The organism is Pseudomonas sp. fls2-241-TYG-175, from assembly GCF_030209155.1.
GTDB classification, from domain to species: Bacteria; Pseudomonadota; Gammaproteobacteria; order Pseudomonadales; family Pseudomonadaceae; genus Aquipseudomonas; species Aquipseudomonas viridiflava.
Window position 1 is genome coordinate 44,898 of sequence record NZ_JARVSO010000006.1, and the last position, 21,978, is coordinate 66,875.

The window sequence follows — 21,978 nt, forward strand, 5'->3', positions numbered from 1 at the left end:
CCAGGCGTCACTGATGCAGGGAAGGGTGCATGCGCCGATGTTCCTGCAGGATGTATTGACGCAGGCGCTCCGAATCTTCCTTGCTGTGCTGGCTCAGGCGGTAGGCACCCAGATTGTTGTCCTTCAATCGCTCAAGCTTGCCGCGCATGGCGATAGGCGCTTGTCCCACCGGATTGAACCAGGCGGCAAAGTGCTTGGGCAGCTTGCCCTGCTTTCTGCTCTCAAGCAGAACGCCCTTGAACGACAGCTCGTGAACCCACAGGGACGTCAGCGAGCCTTTTTCAGTCTCCAGGGGCACCGGCTCTTCCAGGACCAGACGCCAGGGACGAATCTGCGGACCTTCTTCGAAGATGCTGGGCGCACCCAGTTCAAGGTGCAGGGCGTGGAACTCGTCTTCGACCAGGTGCAGCGGAAAATTCATTTGCTGATTTTCGAACTGGGCGTGGATCGTGACCTGCTCGTGGGCTGCCAGCCGGGTCAGCAAATCCTGAATCTGTACGCCGCCATTGACCAGCAGACTGCGCGTGCTGTCACGCACGTTCAGTTTGGGGTTGCGATGCATGCTCTGGATGAAATCCAGCTCAGCTTGCGTCAATAGGGAATCAGGTTGCATGAGGAGACTCGAACTAACAGGCAATTGATGAAGAAGACCTTTTGATCTGCACAGCGTTCCTGCCGCTCGTCGTATTTTCAGCTATTTCCCGATTTCAATGCTTCAATTTCTGCCTTGGCCTCTGCCAACTGGTCCACAAGTTCTTTGATCCGTTGCTCATTCTGGACCTGAACGGTGACATCTTTTTGAATCCCGATGTAATACATGAGCTGGTTGGCTTCGTTGCGCACTGGCGTGATCGACAGCTCATTCCAGAACGTGCTGCCGTCCTTGCGATAGTTACGCAGTATCTGACGGCATGCCTGGCCACTGCGTATGGCTTTCTGAATGGCCTCGAGTGCTTCCTGCTGACGGTCGGTGGCCTGTAGAAACCGGCAATCCTGATACAGCACTTCTTCCACGCTGTAGCCGGTCAGGGCGGCAAAACCCTTGTTGGCATAGATGAGGATGTTGTCGTCGCCTTCCTGCTCGGCCACGACAATACCGTCGGTCGATGCATCTATGACCAGTTGCAGCAATTTTGCGTTGATCATCACGTGGCATTCCCGAGCAGATTTCACCGTCGCATTCTAGGGCCTGTCGTCGCTTCAGTGCGAGCCGTGTCACTTGACGGGGCTGAAATACCAAAGGCCTCTGGGGCATACTGTCGCCCTTTTTCAAGCTGCCAGAGGATGAGTCATGAGAATCGCGATTGTGTGCGGTTCGGTCTACGGATCGGCCGAAGAAGTGGCCCGGCATGCAGGCGGGCTGCTGCGCGCAGCAGGTCACGAGACGCTGCTCAACCCTCGCATCACCCTGCCTGAGCTGTTGGCCTTCGAGCCGCAGGCCTTGCTGGCCGTGACCTCGACCACCGGCATGGGAGAGCTGCCCGACAACATCATGCCGATCTACTCCCAGTTGCGTGACCAGTTGCCTGCTGCGCTGCGCGGCTTGCCCGGCGGGGTCATCGGTTTGGGTGACGCGAGTTACGGCGATACGTTCTGCGCAGGCGGTGAGCAACTGCGTGAGTTGTTTGCCGAGTTGGGCGTCAGTGAAGTGCAGGCCATGCTGCAACTGGATGCCAGCGAAAGCGTCACGCCTGAGAGCGATGCCGAGCCCTGGCTGGCTGATTTCATCAAGCACCTGGGCTGAATCCATCCCGCTGCGTTATTGAGCACCATTCAGCCGCGGCTGTATTCATTGTGGACGGCGTCCTGCTGGTCAACACTCAGTGGATTACATCCCTTTGACAGTGGAGCCAGCTATGAGCGAATCCGTGCGTTTTGAAGACAAGGTAGTCATCGTGACGGGAGCGGGCGGAGGCCTTGGGCGTGCGCACGCGCTGCTGTTCGCGAAACACGGTGCTCGGGTGGTGGTCAATGATCTGGGCGGATCGGCGCAGGGCGAGGGTGCCAACGCCTCGGCGGCCGACCGTGTGGTGGCAGAAATCCGCGAAGCAGGAGGCACGGCGGTCGCCAATCACGACTCGGTGACCGACGGCGGCCACATTGTGCAGCACGCCCTCGATGCTTTCGGCCGCATTGATGTTGTGGTCAACAATGCCGGTATTCTGCGCGACAAGTCCTTCGCCAAAATGGAGGATGCCGACTGGGATCTGGTTTACCGGGTTCACGTGGAAGGCGCCTACAAAGTCACGCATGCCGCCTGGCCGCACTTGCGTGAGCAGAATTTCGGTCGGGTGATCTTCACTTCTTCGACCTCGGGTATCTACGGCAACTTCGGCCAGTCCAATTACGGGATGGCCAAGCTCGGGCTGTACGGTCTGACCCGCACGCTGGCACTGGAAGGCCACAAGAACGGCATCCTGGTCAACGCCATCGCGCCAACCGGCGGCACACGCATGACCGAGGGCCTGATACCGGCCAACGTATTCGAGCTGCTCAAGCCCGAGCTGGTCAGCCCGCTGGTGGTGTACCTGGGCAGTGACCGTTGCCAGGAAAACGGCAGCCTGTTCGAAGTGGGGGGCGGCTGGATCGGCAAGGTTCGCTGGGAACGCAGCCTGGGCGCCTGCTTCGATCCGCATGCGGGCTTCAGCCCTGAGGATGTCGCCGAACACTGGCAAACCATCGGCAATTTCGACGACGCGGCGCATCCTGCGGATAACATCGACGCGTTGAAAGAGATGATGGCCAATCTGCAGAAATATGTGAAGTGACGCCCGTATTCAGCTTGTTCACACGCGGGGCAGAGCTATTTTCTCGGCCCTGTGATGCCGTTTTTTATTTCTCTAAAGTTGATTGTTTGTAAGTCCATAGTTTGAAGTTGAGGATTAGTTACCGTTCTCTGTAAGAATTGTCCGGTGCAGTTGTAAGTTTGGTACGGATTTTTGAGGCTCTATCAATAAATACCTTTTCACTCCGATATGACGGTTGAACGTATTCATTATCGGAGTAGCCCATGGCCGGATCCATCTGGGGTGATTTGCCACCTTTCACCGTTAAAATGCCCGAAGCGCGCGCCGTTATCAAAGCGCCCAAGGTTCAGATCAGCCAGGTGCTGCGAGAGGTCGGGGAAAATGCGCTTGCGCTCAACTCGTTAGCGATGGAAAAACGCAAGATGAAGCCGATGTTCAAGGACTTCAACCCGGAGCAGATCACCCCCAAGGACTTGAGCAGAGCGGGGATGGTGCTGTTCAAAGCCGGTTTTATCGATAATCACACAGCCGAACTCATGAGCCGCGCCGGTGACGAGTTTGACAATAAAGGTAATGTGCTTAATCCGGACAGGGAAATCAATGCACTGGAATTCTTCGCCGGCCGTATTGTGGACATGAAAGAAAAGTCCGCTTGGGGGGACCCCTACGCCAAACTGCTATTACCGGATTACATTCGAACCATTCACATTATTCAAAACCTCGCGGCGTTTGCCCAGTCCGGCGACAGTTATGATATGCGCAAGTTTGAAGCGTTGGAAAAGGAAGGCTCCAAACAGAGCAAGCATTATATAAAAGGGTGACCGTGCGGCCAGATAATAAGCTGCGCAAAAAAAAACCGCCGCACAGCAAACTGTGCAGCGGTTAATGGAAGTTGATTCAGGGGAGCTGAAAAACAACGACTTCAAGGGCGAGAAGGTTAGCGTCCCTGACGCGTTTGAAACATCCTCGGACAGGATATGCAGCGTTACCCGAGCGGTAACAATACGCAGGCCTCGGCGTATGTCAGGCAGGCGGTCAGTGCACACTTCGGTGAGACGGCAACTGGCTCAGGCGTTCGGTGAGCTTGAGTCGCTGTATCGGGTCGTCACTGAGCAGCAAGGCATGCTGCAGATCGAAGCGCTCGGCCTGTGGGCATTCCAGTGACTGATAAAGGCTGGCGCGAGCCATGTGATCGCTGCTCGTAGCCTGGCCCAGTTCGACGATCCGGTCCGCATCCTTGAGAGCCGCGATCAGGTCATCATTGATGATGTGCAGATGCCTCAGGTTGCGCGACAGCCGCTGCAGCATGTTCACGGGCGTGGCCCGCATCATGTGCACGGCCTGCAGCTGCATGGTGGGTCCGAACTGACGCACCAGCAGCTCGCGGCAATCCCTGGGGTACAACCTGCGGCCGCCACAGGGGTCGAGCAGGTGATCCGCGCCCGGAACACGCAGAAGGAAGTGTCCGGGGAAGTTGACGCCCTCCAGCGCGATATCCAGCCGTCTTGCAATCTCCATGGCCACCAGCGCCAGACCCAGCGGCTGACCGCGACGACGCTGCACCACCTTGTGCAGCAACGCCGAGTCGGGCCTGGGCGGGTTCCAGTCATCCTGTTGAAAGCCCAGGGCGCTGAGCTGGCGCAAGAGCAACTGGGCCAGCTCGCAGGCTGGAGCCACCGGCAGTGCCGCGTCAATTCGATGTTGCAGGAGATCGATCTCGGCCATGAGTTCGTGACGGGGGAAGTGCGCGTCATGTTCGGTCGACACCCACAACGCGGCTTCGAAGACCGAAGGCGGTGTGCGTTGCAGGCAGTCCAGGCAATGCTGACGTGGAGTCATCGACCCCTCCGTGCTGACAGATTGGGTAAAAGCGTACTGTTCTGATTCCTTTTAGCCCTGCCCACGTATTTCGTCCAGCACCGCTTGTATCTGCCTGAGCGGTCGATTGTTTTTCCGGGCCAGCGCCTATACTCGCCTGACATAAGAAGGGGGAGCACACCGCATGTTCGCTCTCATGCAACAGTCACGTGCCGAGGCGCTGCATCTGGTGTGCGATCCGGATGCAGGCTTGAAAGCCGTTATCGCCATTCACAGCAGCCGCCTGGGACCTGCGCTGGGCGGATGCCGCTACCTGACCTATCCAGACGAAGAGAGCGCGATAGAAGATGCCATTCAATTGGCAAGAAGCATGAGCTACAAGGCGGCCCTCGCCGGTCTGCCGATGGGGGGCGGCAAGGCGGTGATCATGCGAGCCGCGCAGCGCGTCGAACGGCCGGCATTGTTCGAAGCCTTTGGGCGCTTTGTCGAAACCCTTCAGGGCCGTTACATCACCGCTGTCGACAGCGGCACGTCCAGTGTCGACATGGATTGTGTTGCGCTCAGTACCCGGCATGTCACCAGCACCAGCGACGCAGGCGACCCGTCGATCAGCACAGCGATGGGCATGTTCACCGGCATTCGGGCCACGGCCATGGCGCGTCTGGGCAGCGATAATCTGGAAGGGTTGCGCGTTGCGATTCAGGGGCTGGGTCATGTGGGATATCCGCTGGCCGCTCTGCTGCATGCCGCTGGAGCCGAATTACTGGTGAGCGATCTGGACAGCGATAAGGTGCAACGGGCAATGACGCAACTCGATGCGCACCCCATTGCGTGCGAAGCGCTGCTGAGTACGCCGTGCGACATTCTTGCGCCTTGCGGTCTGGGGCATGTATTGAACTGCAAGAGCGTTGCGCAGTTGCGTTGTGCAGCCGTCGCGGGTGCGGCGAACAACCAGTTGACCAGCCTTCAGGTGGCTGACCAGCTGGAAGCCCGGGGGATCCTGTATGCACCGGATTACGTCATTAATTCGGGAGGGCTGATTTACGTTGCGCTGAAACACAACGGCGAAGGGCAGGGCACGATCGATCGCCATCTTTCCCGCATCGGGATGCGACTGACCGAAGTCTTCGCCCACTCGCAGGCGGAAAAACGCTCACCGGCCCGCATTGCCGATGCATTGGCAGAGCGGCTGTTGAATGAATGATGGCTCCCACGGTCTGGGTTCGCTCACCTGAGACTGGAACGCAGGGAGTTAAAGGCTATTTCCTCAGTGCCTTGACCAGCGCAGGCGTTACGTAATGCGGGCCGTCGAACAGGTACAAGGGGTAGCCGTCATAGGCGGCCAACTGGGGTTTTAGCTCGGCAGCCGTCGCCGAGCGAAAGCCGCCGCCGACCTGCGGGCGAAACGCTTCGACGATGATTCTCACCCGGTTCTTGCCCAGCCGTGTGCGCAAGGCATCGGCGTAGGTGCGCGCGACCGGGGCGGTGCGGGCGTATACGCCCACGCCGTCCTGAAAGAATACGCCGATGTCATCCGGCAGCCAGGTTTTCAGCCAGTCGGCGGTCGCGGCAGGGCCAATGTTGGCGCCATCGTAGACGCTGATCCATAACGGCCTTGGCAGCTTTGCCAGCAGCGCGGGCAGTTCTTTGGCGCGGCTCCAGCTTGGATCGACCTCAGCGGGGAAATACCACCCGGTGATATTAAGTGGCGTCTTGACCTTGGCCAGTTGCGCCGACAGCACCGCCAGTTGCTCGATATTGTCCCGCGACTGGTTTTCGCTGAAATGCCCGGCCAGCCCGAGAATCACATCCTGTGCCCAGGGCTCCTTGCCGATGCGTGACCAATCCGGCAGGACTGGCACTGTGGGCAGCGTTGTACCGGGAATGAATGCCTGGTTATCCACCGCCGTCCATTGCACCAGCAGCTCCCGTGCGCCAAGCCTGTCCCAGTCTCCCTCGATGTCCACCGTTGCGTTGTCCGGCTGCCAGACGATGCCGACAATCTGCGAGCCTTTGGAAGGAAACAGCTGACCCAATTCGCCCGTCACAATACCGAGCGCACCGATCAGCAGAGCCACCAGCGAGGTCTTGATCAAGGGCCTTCCCTGTAACAGCGAAATCAGACCCTTCAAGCATTGTTCCTCGTTGCACTTTGCGCCAGTACGATCACCATGAGAATGTCATGCGTGCGAACACACCCTGAGCGCGGTCATCGCCAAATACCTTCTCCCGGTACTGCACGGAGACGTCGACATAGGACTGCGGCGCCTTGTACTTGTCCTCACGGAACCAGTAGCGCACGCCTGTGCCGACACCCAGCCCGCCCGCATTATCGGACGAGGTGCGGTTGCGACCCAGTGCATCGACTTCGCTGCGCATCTTCGAGTCGTAGTCAACGGCGGCGACCACATGCGGGAACACAACCAGCCTTGGGCTGATGCTGTCGATGCGGAAACTGCGGCCGACCTGCCATTCGCTGTTGAAGTAATTGCGCTTGTCCTGCAGATAGCGACCGCCTTCCATGTACAGCTGTGAGGTCCACCAACTCGGCACATCCACTCGCAGATCGGTGCCGATGCTGGAACCGTAGCCCAGCCGCACCAGCCAGTCGCCGTCGATATTGGAACTGCCAAGCGGAAAGGTCCGTTCCAGCGCGCCGATCACGTTGACACTGCTGAACGGCTTGACCCGCACCCCGAGCGCGCCTTGCAAGGCATCCGCGCCGGTGTCGGCACTGCTTTCCTTGCTCCACAGCGTATCGGTCACGCGGCCGTACAGCTCGACAAAGCGCGCGTTGCGGTAGCCGAACGGCCGCCAGAAGACTTCGGTGCTGTTCTGCACGCTGTCACTGTTGCTGCTCGGCGCGCCATTCAGGCCGCTGGAAGTGCTGGCACCGCGATAAGTCGTGGTGTTGGTCACGCCCCATTCGCGGGACAGGTCGGACACCGCCCGGCGGGTGTCGAACACCTGCTGGTCCGGCATCTGCAGATCACCGGTCTGTTGGTAATCCAGCACGCGTCGGAAATAGGCAATCGCCTGTGCGTCATCCGAGTTACGCATGGCCGTGTAGGCGGCGTCCTGAACTTCCTTAGGCTTGAGCCCGACCTGCCGGTCCACACGCTTGAACTCGTTCAACGCACCGCGATCATCGCCTGCCTGGCTGAGCAGGTAGGCAAGCTGCACTTCGTCACCCGGTTGCAACTGTCCCGAGTCGCGGGCCTGCTGCATTCGCTGCATGGCCTCGTTGGGTTGTCCCATCGCGGCATACAACGAAGCCTGTTCGCGCAGAGGCAGATTGCCGACGGCCAGTGCCTGGGCAAAATCCTGGCGCGCTCCAGAGCTGTCGCCCAGTCGCTGGCGCATCTGCCCGCGCTGAACGAGCAGGGTCGCATCGTTGCCATTGAGCGCCAGCGCTTCAGTCGCCGCAGAACGTGCCTCGCCATATTGCTGTTGGGCAATCAGCGCGCTGACCAGCAGTTTTCGATAAGCCACTTGTTGCGGGAAGCGGCGCACGGCATCACGGGCTTCGCTCAACGCTGTTTCGTTGTCGTCTCGGGCCAATGCGGCATAGCCACGGGCAGCCGTATTGGCTGCAAGCTGCTCCTCGATCGCCTGTCGACGTCGGTCCAACGCCGGTTGCGGTCCGACAGCCTGAACGGCGTCGTCGATTGCCACTTGAGCCTCTTCTAGGCGCTGTTGACGTTGCAGCGCTTCGATCAGCATCATGTGGTAATCGAGGTTCTTCGGTGCCTGACCGATGGCCTTGCGGGCATGCAGCGCCGAACCCGCGTAGTTTCGGTTGGCGTAGGCGCGCAGGGCGAGATTGCCTTCCAGATAACCGGGTTTTGGTCGGGCGGCAGGGTAGCGTTGCGGGTGATCGCGTCGTTCCTTGTCACGCTCGGCCAGCGCGATCAGCGTGCGCAACTGATCGGCATCCTCACGCTGACGCAAGGCTTCGCGGGCCTTGGCGATGGCCAGGTCGTAATCCTTGCGGTTGTAGGCGGCATACGCTTCGTTGGCGACGGCGTAGGCAGGGCCGGTCAACGGCAGCGGCAGGATTTCGGCCTGACTGAACGGCGAACACAGGCTCAGGCCAGTCGTCATCAGCGACAGAATCAACGGGCGCTTCATAGCGGCTGCTCCGGGAGTGCGTCAGTTCGGTAAAGGTCGTGCTGACGTGCCACTGCCTGCTCGATGGTTTCGCGAGGCAGCACGCCGATGTCCACCAGGTAATCACCGATCCGGCCGTGGACATGCGGTTTGTAGCCGAGCATGGCCTTGCTGAACACGTCGCGGTCCAGCAATCCCTGCTCGATCAGCAGGTCGCCCAGCAACGGCGTGGCGGCAGGCAGCGGCTGACCACCGACGGCTTGCAGCAGGCGCAGTTGCGCGACGATCTCGCTTTCACGGGCGATCAACTGCACAGGCTCTGCGCCCAGTTGTTCGGTGATCTGTTGCAGGCCTTCTTCGGTCAGCGGGCTGGCAACGGCGATTTCCTGTCGCCCCTGAATGCCGCCAGACAGCGGCACGGCGCGCCAGCGCAGACAGAATTCGTCTGCGAGAGGCGAGTCGGCAGCGCGTTTGCTCGCGATGTCAAACACCCGGGGCAGGTCGCTCTGAAAGGCAATCGCTTCAGCCAGGGTTTCATCGTCGAGCCAGCCGTGGCTCAACAGGATGCGGCCCAACGGCAGCCTGCGGGTCTGTTGTTCGACCAGCGCGGTCTGCAGTTTCTCGTCGTTGATGGCTTGCCACGACAGCAGCACGCTGCCCAGCCGACGCGGCGCGATGGCGACCAGGTCGGTGGACGGGAAGTCGTGCATGGTCTTGTCCCACGCCAGCTTGCGATTGAGCAGCTTGCCCACCAGAAACATCCGCCAGGCCCGCGCCGCAGCCATGAAGTTGACGAAATTACCGACCACCATGCGCGGCAGTGACAGCAGGCCGTGTTGCCAGCCGTACAGAATCGTCGTGAAATAGAAGCGGTGCACCATGCGCCAGAGCAGCGCAATGCCGTTGGCCACCAGCAGGTATTTGATGAGGCCATTGGTTTCGAATGGCGTCGGGAAACTGGTGTTCCACAGCCCGCTGGCGCGCAACACGATCAGCGCCACCAACTGCACCAGAATGAGGTAGGCAATGATGCTGATAAACGAGGTCACCACGCCCTTGCGGTCGCGAAACAACAGGTAGCGGTTGGCAAGCGAACCGCTCCAGCCCATCTGCTCCCAGCCTTGCAGGCCGATGCCCAGCGTCCAGCGAGCCTTCTGGCGAAACGCTGTGCGAAAGGTGTCCGGGAAAAACTCGCGAACACACAGCGGCATTTCCAGCGTCGACTCATACGGCTTGCGAAACCAGGATTTGCGCAAGACGCGAAACTGCACCGGGAAGCGTACGAAAATCGCCTGCATGCCGTACTTCGCCAGACGCGCGCCGACGTCGTAATCCTCGGTCAGGCTTTCGGTGTTGAACGGCTGATTCTGGTTTTCATCGGCCAGCACCATCAAGGCGCGACGCGAGAAACACGTGCCCACGCCTGCGGACGGGACGGTATCGGTCATGCTTTCACGCACCACCAGATCCTTGCCGTGCCACTCGGCGAACTCGTCCATGTAGGTGCCCGCCACCCATTCGTACCAGTTGCGTTCCAGCGACACGACTGGCAACTGGATCATGTCCTTGCGTGGCAGCAGGTAGTTGAACAGGCGCAGCTCCAGCGGGTGCAGCACGTCTTCGCTGTCATGCAGGATGGTCCCGGCGAACTGCATGGCATGGGTTTTCTCGTAGAGAAAGATCGCCTGGATCACCCAGTTCAGGCAGTCGGCCTTGCAGGTCGGGCCGTCATGAGGCACCTCAACGCGGTGCAGTTGCTTGTAGCGACGACGCATGCGCTCCACTTCATCGATGGTGCGCTGATCGTTGATGTAGGTGCCGACGAACACCACGTAGTTCTGATAGTCGAGGGTCGACACCATGTTCTCGATCATCGGCGCAATGACGTCGTATTCCAGCCACGCCGGCACCATGATCGCCAGCGGCTGTTCGTCACGGGCCATCAACTGCTCGGCAGTCAGTGGCCGGTAGCGGCGTTCGGCGGTGAACTTGCGGTACAGGCGTCTGGCCCAGTACCAGACATCGATGATCAGGTCATCGATGCTCGACACCAGAATGATCAGACCGACGACGATGGTCGCGACTTCCAGCACGCTGTAGTAATGGGCCAGCCAATATGGCCAATAAAGCGACGTCATTGTGGCGTCCCGTTACGAACGATTGCGACGGGCGCGACGGCCAGCCAGCAACAGCAGAAGAAACACCACGATTGCGCCGGGGATCAGCCACAGCAGCGAAGGCGTGCGCCACGCGTCCAGTCCGGTGGGTTCGTTGTCCTCGATCATCTGGCTGCCGGTCGGGTCCTTGGTATCGAAGGTCACCAGCGAACCGCTGTCAGCCAAGAGCGTGGCGTTGCCGCGCTCCAGCACCAGCGGACGGGCGAAGCTCGGCGCTTGACCGCCCAGTGTGCGATAGACCATGCCGCGCTGGCTGCCAGCCTCGACCACTTGCAGCGAAGCCAGGTGATTGAGTGTCTTGAGGTCGAGCAGCGTCTGCTCCTTGTGATTGATCAGCAAATGCCCGTCGTTGCCGACCTTGACCGACTCAGCACCGTCCTTGACCGGCAGGTCGAAGGCCAGGAATGCTTTTTCCGGGGCCACCGCAACACTGACGTCGTTGCTGACACTGAGCTGCGCACGCAGCGGCGACACGCCCGAGGCGCTGGCCACGTGGATGACCTGCGGCAGGCTGTCAGCCGGACGGTCGAGCCAGGTTTTCGGAACCATCACCTGAGTGCTGGCGGCAAAGCGTGCGGCCATGCCGGAGAAGTCGTCGCCAGGCGCCACCTTGTCGATGACCACATGGCTGGTCGGCAGCACCGAGATCGGGAACGCCTGCGGCGTCTCCAGGCACTGATTGCTGACCGGCTGGCGCTGGAAGGACACGCGCAGGGTGTTCTGTGCCGCCAACGCGTACTGCGGAATGCGCGCTTCGATGCGCTCCTTGCGGCCATCGGCATTCAGCTGCATGGCGCCGATCAGGTAGTCATTGAGGAACAGCGTGGCAACCGGCGGTGTTCCCGATGCACCCGGCGCTGCGGCGACATCGATCATGGCGGTCACCGGGACGCGACCGTCATAAGCCACGCTGCCCAGCGGGAACGAAGCGCTCCAGTCGGTCTTGGCCAGCACGTCCACCGTGCCCGGGCGACCACCGAGGCGGGTCAAGGCCACGCGGCCGTCTTCACTGAGCGGCATGGCGGTTTCTTCGCCGATGGACAATTGGCGAGTGAGCGCCAGTTTGTTCCAGGCTGAACTGAACAGACCGATGGCTTTGACCGCTGAGTCGGGCTTGATCATCAGCAGCGCGCGATTGCCAAGCAGCGCCAGGCTGACGTCGCTACCGGCGTCGGTGGCCAGGGTTTTTCTGCCCTGACGTTCGCGCCATTGGCTCAGCGCGGTGGCTGCCGAAGCGTCGAGCCCTTGGACCTGTTCCTGCAAGGCGTTCAGCGAATCGTCGATAGCCTTGAGCAGTTGCGGATCGTTGATGGCCAGATCGGCCTGCAGCGCCGGGGTCTGGCCCAGCATCAGCAAGGCACCGATTTCCGCCTGATTCTTCAACGTGTACTGGCCCTGGCCGTCAAGGCTGGCAAAGGCCGGAATCTGCTTGAGTTCGGCAGGCACGCGCAGACCGCTCAGGTCTATGCTGTCCTGAACGACCGGAAACGGCAGAATACGTGCCTGTTTACCGATACGTTCAAGCGCTACACCCAGACGCCAGGCGGCATCGTAGCTGGCGCCGGACAGCGTGCCGGGCGCAACGAGCAGGCCGGGTTTGCCGGGCAGCGCGTTCCATGCTGCGCCCACATCCTGCAATTGACTGGCGTCGTAGCTGTAGGTCAGGCGAGTGTGCGGATCGATGCGCAGCACATTGCCGATGGCGCGTTGATCTTCGCAAAGCGTTTTCGAGATCACCGAAGACCAGGCAATGCCCAGTCGTACCGATCCGGTTTCCCGCGCAGCTTTGTCCACACCCAGCGTAGCGCTGGCATTGCCTTGCTCTTCGTTGAGGCCCAGCGCGCGCACCGGGTAGCCATCCAGCGACAGCAGCAAGGTATTACGACCTGCCTCGCCGTTCAGGTAGCTGGCATCGAAGTTCAGGGTCGCATCTGTCAGCGCCACATTGGCAGGCACCGGCAGGTACAACTCGCGACGCGCGTCGGTCGCGTTGAGGATGATCGGACGGTCGATCCCCAGCTCCCGCAGTTCAATCACACGCTCCTGGCGGGCGTCCTGAGTGATACGGTTGATCGCCTGTGTCAGTGGGCTTTCTGCAGCCAGCGCAAAGGTGGGCATCAGAGCCAGCAGGCTCATCCCGCAGGCAAGGGCGTTCAACGCGCCCGTGTTCACGGTAACGGAAGATTTCATCAGGCAGATCTCTTGGAGGCTCTAGGCCGTTGGTTCTTGGTGCGAAGCGGGTCCGCAGAATGTTTTTGTAGGCACCCGGTCTGAACCGGGTGCCTTGGAAGGTGTGCAGTTTTTGTCGATTCTTAGCTGTGCGCCTGTGTCAGCGAGCCATGGCGCGCAACGGTTCAGGCTGAGACAGGGACGGCGGCGCCATCTCGATCTGCTCTGGACGACGACGCGGCAACTCGACGACAAACTCGCTGATCGGACGACCCATCAGCACGTCGACGATGCGCGCGCTGGCCTTGCCATCGCCATAAGGGTTCGCTGCGTGCGAGGCGTTCTGCCAAAGCTGCTCATCATCGAACAGCGCACTGACGCCCTGAATGATCGCCTCGGCTTCGGTGCCCACCAGACGCACGGTCCCTGCGGCCACAGCCTCGGGGCGCTCGGTCACATCACGCATCACCAACACCGGTTTGCCGAGCGATGGCGCTTCCTCCTGCACGCCGCCGGAGTCGGTGAGAATCACGTGGGCACGCTGCATGAGGCGCACGAACGACAGGTAGTCCAGCGGTTTGATCAGGTGCACATTGGGCATGTCACCCAGATGTTCCGTGACCGGTCCCAGTACATTAGGGTTCAGGTGCACCGGGTAGACGATCTGTATGTCGTCGCGCATGGCGAGGGCGCGCAGTGCCTTGCAGATGTTCAGGAAGCCGTCGCCGAAGTTCTCGCGGCGGTGACCTGTCACCACCAGCACCTTGCGCTCAGGCACCAGAAACGAAAACTGTCGGTCGAGCGCATGACGCAGCTGGCGATTGGAGTCGATGCGCTGTGCGGTCATCTGCAACGCGTCGATCACGGTATTGCCGGTCACGAAGGACACACCCTGAAGGCGTTCGCCCAGTACATTGCGACGAGACTCGGCAGTCGGCGTGAACAGGTGATCGGAAATCAGATCGATACAGCGACGGTTCATCTCTTCCGGCCATGGCTGACGGATATCTCCGGTGCGCAAGCCCGCTTCGACGTGACCGATCGGGATCTGCCGATGAAACGCCGACATGGCCGCAACCATCGCTGACGTGGTGTCACCGTGGACCAGCACCTTGTCGGGTTTCATCTCCTCCAGAATCGGGTCGATGGCTGCGTATAGCGCAGCGGTCAGGGAATTCAGGGTCTGATGAGGGCGCATCACATCGAGGCTGTAATCGGCTTTCAGCTCGAACATGTCGAGCACCTGCTGCAGCATGCTCTGGTGTTGGCCGGTAATGCAGATTCTCGAGTCGATACCCGGTTCCGCAGCAAGGGCCCTGACCAGAGGTGCCATCTTGATAGCCTCCGGACGAGTGCCAAAAATAGACAGAATTTTCATTCTGGCGTGCTGAGTAGCCATTGATTTTCTCCCGCCCGTCTATAGGCGTCGCACAGCAGTTGACCTGGGCTATGAGCAGCTCAAGTAACCAGCGAGTTGTATGATTTTTCGGGCGGGTGATATCGGAGTGGATGACTCGATGTTCACTTCAATGTGAAGTAGCGTTGTGCCTTGATACCCGGATTTGCGACGATTATTAGCAGATGATATTAGTAATGCCAAACTTTTTATAAAGTATTTTACAAAGGGAATATCAGGCGGAACTTTGTTTTTGAAAGTCGGTCAGTGAAGGGTTGATTGTTTTTGGAGGGAGCTTTCGACCAGCAAAAGCGGGGTGTTGAGGGGCGTTGTATAGCGGGAGATTGAACTTTTTCAAATGCCTCGATAAAGGCTGTTGGGTCTTGGCTTTAAATAAGGTTTTTGGAGGTATCGTTTTCCTGACGCCTGATTAATGACAGTGGTGAATACCACGGTTCATAAAAATGACGTGATTATAATGACGGTGTATCAGGACGCTGGAAGTTAGTCGTTTATGCTGTAGCTGAGCGGTCTGTATGCGGTGCGTCAGGTAACATTGATTCTACAAAGTAGTACATGAATATAGAATGTATGCGCGCCATAGAGTGGCGTATCAAGAAATGAGCCGCGGCCAGCTCGCATGAAGAAGCCGCGGGACTCTGAGGTGCAAGCCTGATGTGAATCAGCTGTCAGCGTCAGCAGCGGAAGGTTCGGACAGCTCGCTCAGGGCTGAAGCATTGTTCTTGAATGCGGCGGCGAACACGGCGCGATTCTTCGCCATGTAGATGCTCGCATCTTCTGCGTGCTTCTCGGAAAGCCCCGGCACGTTCTTGACCAGAACGTCGGTGAGAAGCTCGGCCAGCTCCAGCATTTGGTCGTGCGCATCGGCGAGTTTACGGTCCACGAAAGTAGTCTCCAGATCGCGGGTACTGCGGTAAAGGGTTTCAACAGCCATTTTGGCCTCGTCGTCATATCCAGTGTGGAAGGGCTGGCCCCGGTGCACGTTGACCGGGGTGGTGCAACAGACAGTGATCCTGCATGGCTGGCGTGACAGTCGCCACATCACATGCCTTGCGTGTGAAACAAGCCATTACTGTATCTTTATACAGTGTTCAGCATAAGCCAGGCAACCCCTGTCTGGATAGTGGCCTTCACGCATCTTTTTCTCGCGCAGATGTGCCTTGCGACAACCCGTCGCGCTCTCAACCATAGCCTATGGCCCTGTTCCTGCTTTAAAAAGCACGCCACACAGGGCGTCACACGCACACCGCATCATCCGATCCAGTCCGGATCGTGATAAACGAAGGTTCAGAGGTAGAGAGTCATGGGAAACAAATGGGCAGAAAAAATGCGCCAGCGCGTGCATGCGCAAGCCGAATCACTGGGCAATCTCTGCGTCGAGAGCTTTCACTTCCTGGCACTGTTCGCCATTGGCGCCATCACGGCATGGGCCTCGGTTGTGGCTTTTCTTGGAATGGTCGAGAAGGGCAACGTCACGGTCGATGACATCCTGCTGCTGTTCATCTACCTCGAACTGGGCGCGATGACGGGGATTTATTTCAAGACCAACCACATGCCGGTGCGTTTTCTGATCTACGTAGCGATCACTGCGTTGACGCGTCTGCTGATCTCGGATGTATCTCATCACAATCCGCCTGATCTGGGCATCATCTACCTGTGCGGCGGCATTCTGTTGCTGGCATTTGCGATTCTGGTCGTGCGCTATGCGTCGTACAAATACCCGTCGGCCAAGATCCCCGACTCATCCAGCCCGGTAAAAGGCGCGGTGACGGAAGAAAAAGGCGATGTTTGAAATACGCTGACGATCGTTCCCATGCTCGTGCGCTAAGCGTTATACATAAGTCTTCTTGGAGGAATACGATAATGATCGTTCCTACGCTCTGCGTGGGAATGCCTCCCAGGACGCTCCGCGTCCGCTCTCGAATGTGACGCAGAGCGCCCCGGGCTGCATGCCAACGCAGAGCATTGGCACGATCTGCTTAAGTAGCGCGATCTGGCTGGATATCAAATCTGCCACCGATCAGTTGACCCACACCCCGGCATGCCAATGCCATCCATCACCCGCGCTTTCCCAATGCGGATGCACATAGCGATAGCCAGGTCGTTCCGTTACCCAATGGCCGTGAACCGGTACATAACGTCCGTCACTCCAATGCCAGTAACCACGCGACCAGACATACCCCGGACGAGGCGCAGGCTCCACCTCGATCACCCGCTCGGGCGGCGGCTGAGGCGCGATCACTTCAACATATTCATGGGGCGGCGGTCGTCGTTCGTGGACGATTCGCTCTTCGACGCAGCCGGACGCCACTACCAGTGTCGCAACCAATATCCCGTAACGTAAGAGCATGTTGCCTCCTCGGAATGCTCCGCAGGTGGAATGCAGCCGAGGCCAGTGCCGGAGCTGCTTGAATGTCAGTGCGCAGGGACAGGTTTAACAGCTTGAATCTGTACTCTGCCTGAACTTGCTGCACACTTGCTGCACAGAGGAGGCGGGGCAGTAGGCAATATTTCTTTTTCACCTGCTGATTTTTGCGTTGAGATAAAGCTTGTATTCCAGCACCATTCTGGTTCCCGAAGGCTTCAGATGGACAGGATTCCGGCATGCTGGACGCTAACGCAACCCATATCTCCCTCACGCTGGAGGGCATATCCGTTGACTTTCAAGTGCTTGCTTTCGTCGGTCGCGAAGCGCTCAACCAGCCGTATTGCTTTGACATCGAACTGGTCAGCGCACGACCTGACATTGCACTTGAAGAACTGCTGCACAAGCGCGCCTGCCTGACCTTTGGTGCCACCGGCAAGGGTGTCATCCACGGTCTGGTCTATCGCATCGAGCAAGGTGACTCCGGCAAAAGGCTGACCCGTTACAGCATCAGTCTGGTGCCTCAGCTTGCCTACCTGCGACACAATCACGACCAGCAGATCTTCCAGCAACTGTCAGTGCCAAAGATCATCGCTCAGGTGCTGGAAGCACGCGGCATCCTGGCCGACGCCTATCGCTTTCAGCTCGGCGCGGTTTACCCCGAGCGTGATTACTGCGTGCAGTACGATGAGTCCGACCTGCATTTCATCCAGCGGCTTTGCGAAGAAGAGGGGATTCATTTCCACTTTCAACATTCCGCCAGCGGACACACCCTGGTGTTCGGAGACGATCAGACGGTGTTCCCCAAGCTTGCGCCCGTGAGCTATCAACAGGACTCCGGCATGGCTGCCGAGCAACCGGTGATCAAACGTTTCAATCTGCGCCTGGAAACCCGTAGCACCCGTGTCAGCCGCCGCGATTACGACTTTGAAAAACCCAGCGTTCTGCCCGAAAGCTCAGCCAAAAGCGAGTTTGCTCCGGACCTTGAAGATTACGATTATCCGGGGCGGTTCACCGACCGTGCCCGCGGTAAACAACTGGCCACGCGAGCCCTTGAGCGCCATCGCAGCGACTATCGCCTGGCAGAAGGCAAAGGCGACGAGCCTACACTGGTCAGCGGCCACTTCCTGGCCCTCAACGAACATCCGCGCGCCGAGTGGAATGATCTGTGGCTGCTGCTGGAGGTTATTCACGAGGGCAAGCAGCCCCAGGTGCTCGGTGAAAACATCACCAGCGATGTGACCGACAACAAAGACGACTTCCACCAGGGCTACCGCAACCGTTTTCTTGCCACACCCTGGGATGCCCACTTTCGTCCGGCGCTCGAGCATCCAAAACCCAAGGTGCTCGGCAGCCAGACCGCCATCGTCACCGGCCCGGCAGGTGAAGAGATCCATACCGATCCGTACGGTCGCGTCAAAGTGCAGTTCTTCTGGGATCGCGAGGGTCAGTCGGACGGCAACACCACATGCTGGCTGCGCGTTGCCAACGGCTGGGCAGGCAGCGCTTACGGCGCAATCGCTATCCCGCGCATAGGTATGGAAGTACTTGTCACCTTTCTTGAAGGTGATCCTGATCAGCCGCTGATCACCGGCTGCCTGTATCACAAGGAAAACCTTGTGCCCTACGAGCTGCCCGCCAACAAGACCCGTAGCACCTTCAAAACCCTCAGCTCACCGGGTGGTCAGGGTTACAACGAATTTCGTATCGAAGACAGGAAAGGCGCCGAACAGATCTACATCCATGCCCAGCGTGACTGGGATGAGAACATCGAGCACGACCAGAAGATCCATATCGGCAACGAGCGGCACGACACGGTTGAAGCCAATGTCCTCAGCCAGTTCAAGGTTGAAGAACACCGCATCACACATCTGGACCGCAAGACCGAAACCCGTGCCGACGATCACCTGACCGTGGGCGCGACGCAGCATCTGAAGGTAGGCACCGCGCAGTTCGTCGAAGCCGGTCAGGAAATCCACTACCACGCAGGTCAGAAGGTGGTGGTGGAAGGGGGCATGGAGCTCACGTCCAAGGCAGGCGGGAGTTTCATCAAGCTTGATGCCGGTGGCGTAACGATCAGCGGGGCGGAGGTAAAGGTCAATACAGGAGGCTCTGCGGGTGTCGGGACCGGGATCGGTATTCTGGCCCCGCTCATTCCTGGGCTGGCTGCTGTCGACGCCGCCGGGAATCTGATGAAAGAAGCCAAGGCCAACCCGACCTGGCTTGAGCTGAACCTGCATTATGACAACCTTGAACCGGTGCCTGGTGCGTCGTATCGCGTCGACTTTGCCGATGGATCGACACGCGAAGGTGTGCTGGACGACGACGGCTTCGCCCGGCTCGAAGATGTTCCGCAAGGCCCGGCCAAGGTCTACTACGGCGAAGATCCGAGGCCGTTCACTCGCGAAAGCGTGACCGTTGTCCAGAACTCGGATGAAAAGGTTAACGAAGACCTACGCAAACTCGGTCTGGACCCAGACCAGATCGATCTACAGGCATTGGTGGAAAAAGCCGCAGGGAGAGTGTCATGAGCGGGGAAGTCACTGAAGGAACAAACGGCGGCGAAGACCGCAGCGACGCTTATCAGGAGGCTGCTGTTGAACTGGCCAAGGGTATTGCGCTCGGTGCCGTCCCTTTTCTTGGCCAGGCCATCGACGCCTACGACACCATCGAGTCGTCGATCGTCCTTTACAACTCAGAGTCGACGTCAGGCAAGGAAGACGCTCAGTTTGACCTGTTGATGGCCATCATCGGCTGGATTCCAGGGCCGGGTGACGGCCTCAAGAAAAGCATGCGCATCGTCAACAAGGACCCCGAACGCTACGCCCCGGTCCTCTTTGACCTGCTGCGCTTCGTGCTGCAGGAATGCGGCATCAAGACCAGCCCTGAAGAACTACTCAAGCAGGTATTCGATGCCGGAAAGCTGCGCGGTGAGCTGGATGACATCATCACGGCAGTAAAAGGCTCTTCTACATTCCAACAGCTTCCCAGCCAGGCAAAGGGAGGAATCGTCGAAGCCCTCATCATGTCTCGCGATAACCTGCCAGCAATAGTGGGTATCGTCGAAAAGCGCTTGGTGAAATGGAAGGGAATGCAGCGGAACAGCTCTGCGGCGTCCTCTGGGTCCAGCCATCCGAAACGGGTGGAGAAGCCCGCCAGCAAGGACACGACTGTTGCGGCGCAGGGTAAGGAAAACGCCAGCGGCACCCATTCCAATCAGGTCGAAGCTTCCCGAGTAGGCTTGCAAGCACCTTCAAGTATTCTGAACGAAGGGCTGGGCGTCAGTGGCGAGCACATCGCCGACTATATCTGCGCAGTCGAATTTGGCTGGGGCAAGGACTGGGACGGGCATGACAAGGGCTCGGACGGGAAGTGGCTTGAGGGTTTGCCGAGTGGGAGCAAGTTGGGGAAGCTGTCAGCTGGCGGAAGTCCTAAGGCAAAGCATGTGCTTTACAAGCTGACAGATGGGGCGAACGGGACAGGGATTGATGCGGTGTGGCGGGCTGATCCTGCTAACAATGGGGGTAAGAAATTTGCGATTGTCGAAGCCAAGGCGAGTAAGGATGAGGATGCGCCTAAGTTTATGCGAAAGTTGAACAATACGCGTAAACCGGGGGTTGCGTCCAAACTGGGTGTGTCTGGCTTAGGTGATCCTAGTGATTTGATCGAGCCTGTCGAAAATGACGATGCCAAAGGACAGAACAAAGCATCCGTTGTAACAGGAAAAAAGCAACCGGCCGCTAAGAGGTCCGAACAGCCTACAGGTCTAAAAACAAAAGTTATATTAGTGCAAATGAGCAAGCAATGGATTTTTAAAAATATCAGAAATGCCGTTCCCGGACCAGCGTTAGCTGTTCAAGTAAGAAGCTCATATAGTCGTCATCTTTTCTATACACCACTATACCACCCAAGCCTCAGCCCTAAAGAGCATGCAAGCGCGCGCCTGAATAACTCAACTGATGAAACCCATAAGAACCACAAAGCATTCCACTACAATGACGAAGAGGTTAAGGGCTTTGTGAATAAACGTAAAAGATCTTTAGTCCAGAAATATGGAAGTCTAGAAACGCTTACCATTGAGAAATAAAAATGAATAAGAGACAAAAATTCTACAGCGAAAATCACTATAGAACCTTCTTAAAAGAATATGACGAAGTTATTGAGTTCTGCAAAATAAATACACTCGAGGCGGATTCTCCCGAAGAAGAGGCTTCGCTAAAGGCGGAGCAACTCCAGAGCTTGCTTTTCGATAAAATACTTGCCTGCTATACTTCAGGAGAAGAAATAGAAATTCTTATACCACTGGTCGAGGAGCTAATAGAAAAATACGAAACATGGCAAAAAAAATTAGCCATCTTGGAAGGGGCGCCAAAAATATCTCCCCTTGCGATAGATGATTGGTCGTACCAATATGAAGAGTGCGTGCAGGTTATGAGTTTGTGCATTCTCTTACATCGCAGCGATTTATTAAAGCGGTTTGTAGCTGTAATAGATGAGGCAGGATATGTTGGTGATGATACTCTGTATGAGGATCTATTAAGAAAAAACCTACCGAATAGGCATGATGTCGACAGATGGTATCACGATGTATACACACTTCTTGTTCAGGCTATATACGCAGAAACGAAGGAAAAATCTTCCAAACTCCTGAATGATTATTGCAAGCAATGGTATCCAGCTTTTAAGCAAGCTCCATGGTACGACACTCATCTTCAAGGTGAAGGAGGTAGTTACGTAGGTTATTGGGCCATAGAAGCCGGCGCGATCGCTTTCCTATACAACATAGACGACAGCAAGATAGATCATATGGTCTATCCCAAGGATCTGGTCGAATATGCAAGAAATTACCAAGGTGCTAACGGCACTCAGATCAATCGAGTGGTCGCTGGCGATCCTTGCACCAAGACCGGCTACTGGTTTACTCCAGCCCAGGCCAATTCAAGACGCCACTTTCAGCAAGGCGAGATCATGCCAAGTATCAGTGATTCGACGTGGGGCGATACGCTTTGGTACTGGTCGGGAGAAGATTAAGGCTGGTCTAATTATTTCGAGGAGACCGCTGAAGAACTGCTCAAGCAGGTATTCGATGCCGGGAAGCTGCGGGGTGAGCTGGATGACATCATCACAGGCGTCAAGGGTTCCTCGACATTTCAAGGGCTGCCCAACTGGGCAAAG

Annotated in this window: 18 protein-coding genes; 8 read left to right on the forward strand and 10 right to left on the reverse strand. The window is 58.0% G+C overall.

The features are described from left to right. Nucleotides 1-7 precede the first annotated feature (7 nt). Both QRN20_RS06185 and QRN20_RS06190 read right to left on the reverse strand, forming a co-directional pair. Nucleotides 8-613: a hypothetical protein gene (locus QRN20_RS06185; RefSeq protein ID WP_004885118.1), complete on the reverse strand. Its 606-nt coding sequence runs from the start codon at nucleotides 611-613 to the stop codon at nucleotides 8-10. Between the two features lie 77 nt (nucleotides 614-690). After that, on the reverse strand, nucleotides 691-1,146 hold the full coding sequence (locus QRN20_RS06190; protein WP_004885117.1) for a PAS domain-containing protein: 456 nt from the start codon (nucleotides 1,144-1,146) through the stop codon (nucleotides 691-693). A 145-nt stretch (nucleotides 1,147-1,291) separates the two neighbouring features. On the opposite strand from QRN20_RS06190, the gene QRN20_RS06195 reads away from it, so the two are divergent. The 3 genes from QRN20_RS06195 to QRN20_RS06205 all read left to right on the forward strand — a co-directional run bounded on the left by QRN20_RS06195 (nucleotide 1,292) and on the right by QRN20_RS06205 (nucleotide 3,568). Then, nucleotides 1,292-1,744 carry a flavodoxin gene (locus QRN20_RS06195; protein WP_029242258.1) on the forward strand — a complete coding sequence of 151 codons (453 nt, stop codon included), beginning with the start codon at nucleotides 1,292-1,294 and terminating at the stop codon, nucleotides 1,742-1,744. 112 nt (nucleotides 1,745-1,856) lie between these two features. Beyond that, nucleotides 1,857-2,768, forward strand: coding sequence for an SDR family oxidoreductase (locus tag QRN20_RS06200; protein ID WP_058432181.1), 912 nt, complete (start codon nucleotides 1,857-1,859; stop codon nucleotides 2,766-2,768). Nucleotides 2,769-3,010: 242 nt separating this feature from the next. Beyond that, a complete protein-coding gene (locus tag QRN20_RS06205) occupies nucleotides 3,011-3,568 on the forward strand; it encodes a hypothetical protein (RefSeq protein ID WP_004885114.1) in 558 nt (185 codons plus the stop codon). Nucleotides 3,569-3,782: 214 nt separating this feature from the next. On the opposite strand, the gene QRN20_RS06210 is transcribed toward QRN20_RS06205, so the two are convergent. Further along, nucleotides 3,783-4,586, reverse strand: a complete 804-nt coding sequence (locus QRN20_RS06210) for a SirB1 family protein (RefSeq protein WP_004885113.1) — start codon at nucleotides 4,584-4,586, stop codon at nucleotides 3,783-3,785. Between the two features lie 163 nt (nucleotides 4,587-4,749). Between QRN20_RS06210 and QRN20_RS06215 the strand changes: the two genes are divergently transcribed. After that, nucleotides 4,750-5,769, forward strand: coding sequence for a Leu/Phe/Val dehydrogenase (locus tag QRN20_RS06215; protein WP_004885112.1), 1,020 nt, complete (start codon nucleotides 4,750-4,752; stop codon nucleotides 5,767-5,769). Between the two features lie 55 nt (nucleotides 5,770-5,824). Here QRN20_RS06215 and QRN20_RS06220 read toward each other — a convergent pair whose 3' ends face one another. The 6 genes from QRN20_RS06220 to QRN20_RS06245 form a co-directional block, all read right to left on the reverse strand. Beyond that, complete coding sequence (locus QRN20_RS06220) at nucleotides 5,825-6,697, reverse strand: alpha-amylase family protein (protein WP_025994809.1); 873 nt, start codon at nucleotides 6,695-6,697, stop codon at nucleotides 5,825-5,827. Nucleotides 6,698-6,731: 34 nt separating this feature from the next. Beyond that, on the reverse strand, nucleotides 6,732-8,696 hold the full coding sequence (locus tag QRN20_RS06225) for an NfrA family protein (RefSeq protein ID WP_285360036.1): 1,965 nt from the start codon (nucleotides 8,694-8,696) through the stop codon (nucleotides 6,732-6,734). Further along, the gene (locus QRN20_RS06230) at nucleotides 8,693-10,813 is read right to left on the reverse strand and encodes a glycosyl transferase family protein (protein ID WP_058432183.1); all 2,121 of its coding nucleotides are present in this window, start codon (nucleotides 10,811-10,813) and stop codon (nucleotides 8,693-8,695) included. The genes QRN20_RS06225 and QRN20_RS06230 overlap by 4 nt, the downstream gene beginning before the upstream one ends. A gap of 12 nt (nucleotides 10,814-10,825) precedes the next feature. Next, on the reverse strand, nucleotides 10,826-13,042 hold the full coding sequence (locus tag QRN20_RS06235; protein WP_058432184.1) for a cellulose biosynthesis cyclic di-GMP-binding regulatory protein BcsB: 2,217 nt from the start codon (nucleotides 13,040-13,042) through the stop codon (nucleotides 10,826-10,828). Nucleotides 13,043-13,181: 139 nt separating this feature from the next. Continuing rightward, nucleotides 13,182-14,420, reverse strand: coding sequence for a non-hydrolyzing UDP-N-acetylglucosamine 2-epimerase (gene wecB / locus QRN20_RS06240; RefSeq protein ID WP_058432185.1), 1,239 nt, complete (start codon nucleotides 14,418-14,420; stop codon nucleotides 13,182-13,184). Nucleotides 14,421-15,099: 679 nt separating this feature from the next. Next, nucleotides 15,100-15,372 (reverse strand): YebG family protein, encoded by a 273-nt coding sequence (locus QRN20_RS06245; protein WP_025994814.1) that lies wholly within the window; start codon nucleotides 15,370-15,372, stop codon nucleotides 15,100-15,102. Between the two features lie 369 nt (nucleotides 15,373-15,741). On the opposite strand from QRN20_RS06245, the gene QRN20_RS06250 reads away from it, so the two are divergent. After that, complete coding sequence (locus tag QRN20_RS06250) at nucleotides 15,742-16,230, forward strand: phosphate-starvation-inducible protein PsiE (protein WP_004885105.1); 489 nt, start codon at nucleotides 15,742-15,744, stop codon at nucleotides 16,228-16,230. 228 nt (nucleotides 16,231-16,458) lie between these two features. On the opposite strand, the gene QRN20_RS06255 is transcribed toward QRN20_RS06250, so the two are convergent. After that, on the reverse strand, nucleotides 16,459-16,788 hold the full coding sequence (locus QRN20_RS06255) for a YXWGXW repeat-containing protein (RefSeq protein ID WP_029242266.1): 330 nt from the start codon (nucleotides 16,786-16,788) through the stop codon (nucleotides 16,459-16,461). Between the two features lie 254 nt (nucleotides 16,789-17,042). Here QRN20_RS06255 and QRN20_RS06260 point away from each other — a divergent pair, with 254 nt between their 5' ends. From QRN20_RS06260 to QRN20_RS06270, 3 genes are read left to right on the forward strand one after another with little or no spacing between them, the layout of a single operon-like run. Then, the gene (locus QRN20_RS06260; RefSeq protein WP_122417107.1) at nucleotides 17,043-19,334 is read left to right on the forward strand and encodes a type VI secretion system Vgr family protein; all 2,292 of its coding nucleotides are present in this window, start codon (nucleotides 17,043-17,045) and stop codon (nucleotides 19,332-19,334) included. Further along, complete coding sequence (locus QRN20_RS06265) at nucleotides 19,331-20,890, forward strand: hypothetical protein (protein ID WP_122606723.1); 1,560 nt, start codon at nucleotides 19,331-19,333, stop codon at nucleotides 20,888-20,890. The genes QRN20_RS06260 and QRN20_RS06265 overlap by 4 nt, the downstream gene beginning before the upstream one ends. Nucleotides 20,891-20,892: 2 nt before the next feature. Continuing rightward, nucleotides 20,893-21,834, forward strand: coding sequence for a PoNe immunity protein domain-containing protein (locus QRN20_RS06270; protein WP_122606721.1), 942 nt, complete (start codon nucleotides 20,893-20,895; stop codon nucleotides 21,832-21,834). Nucleotides 21,835-21,978 lie beyond the last annotated feature (144 nt).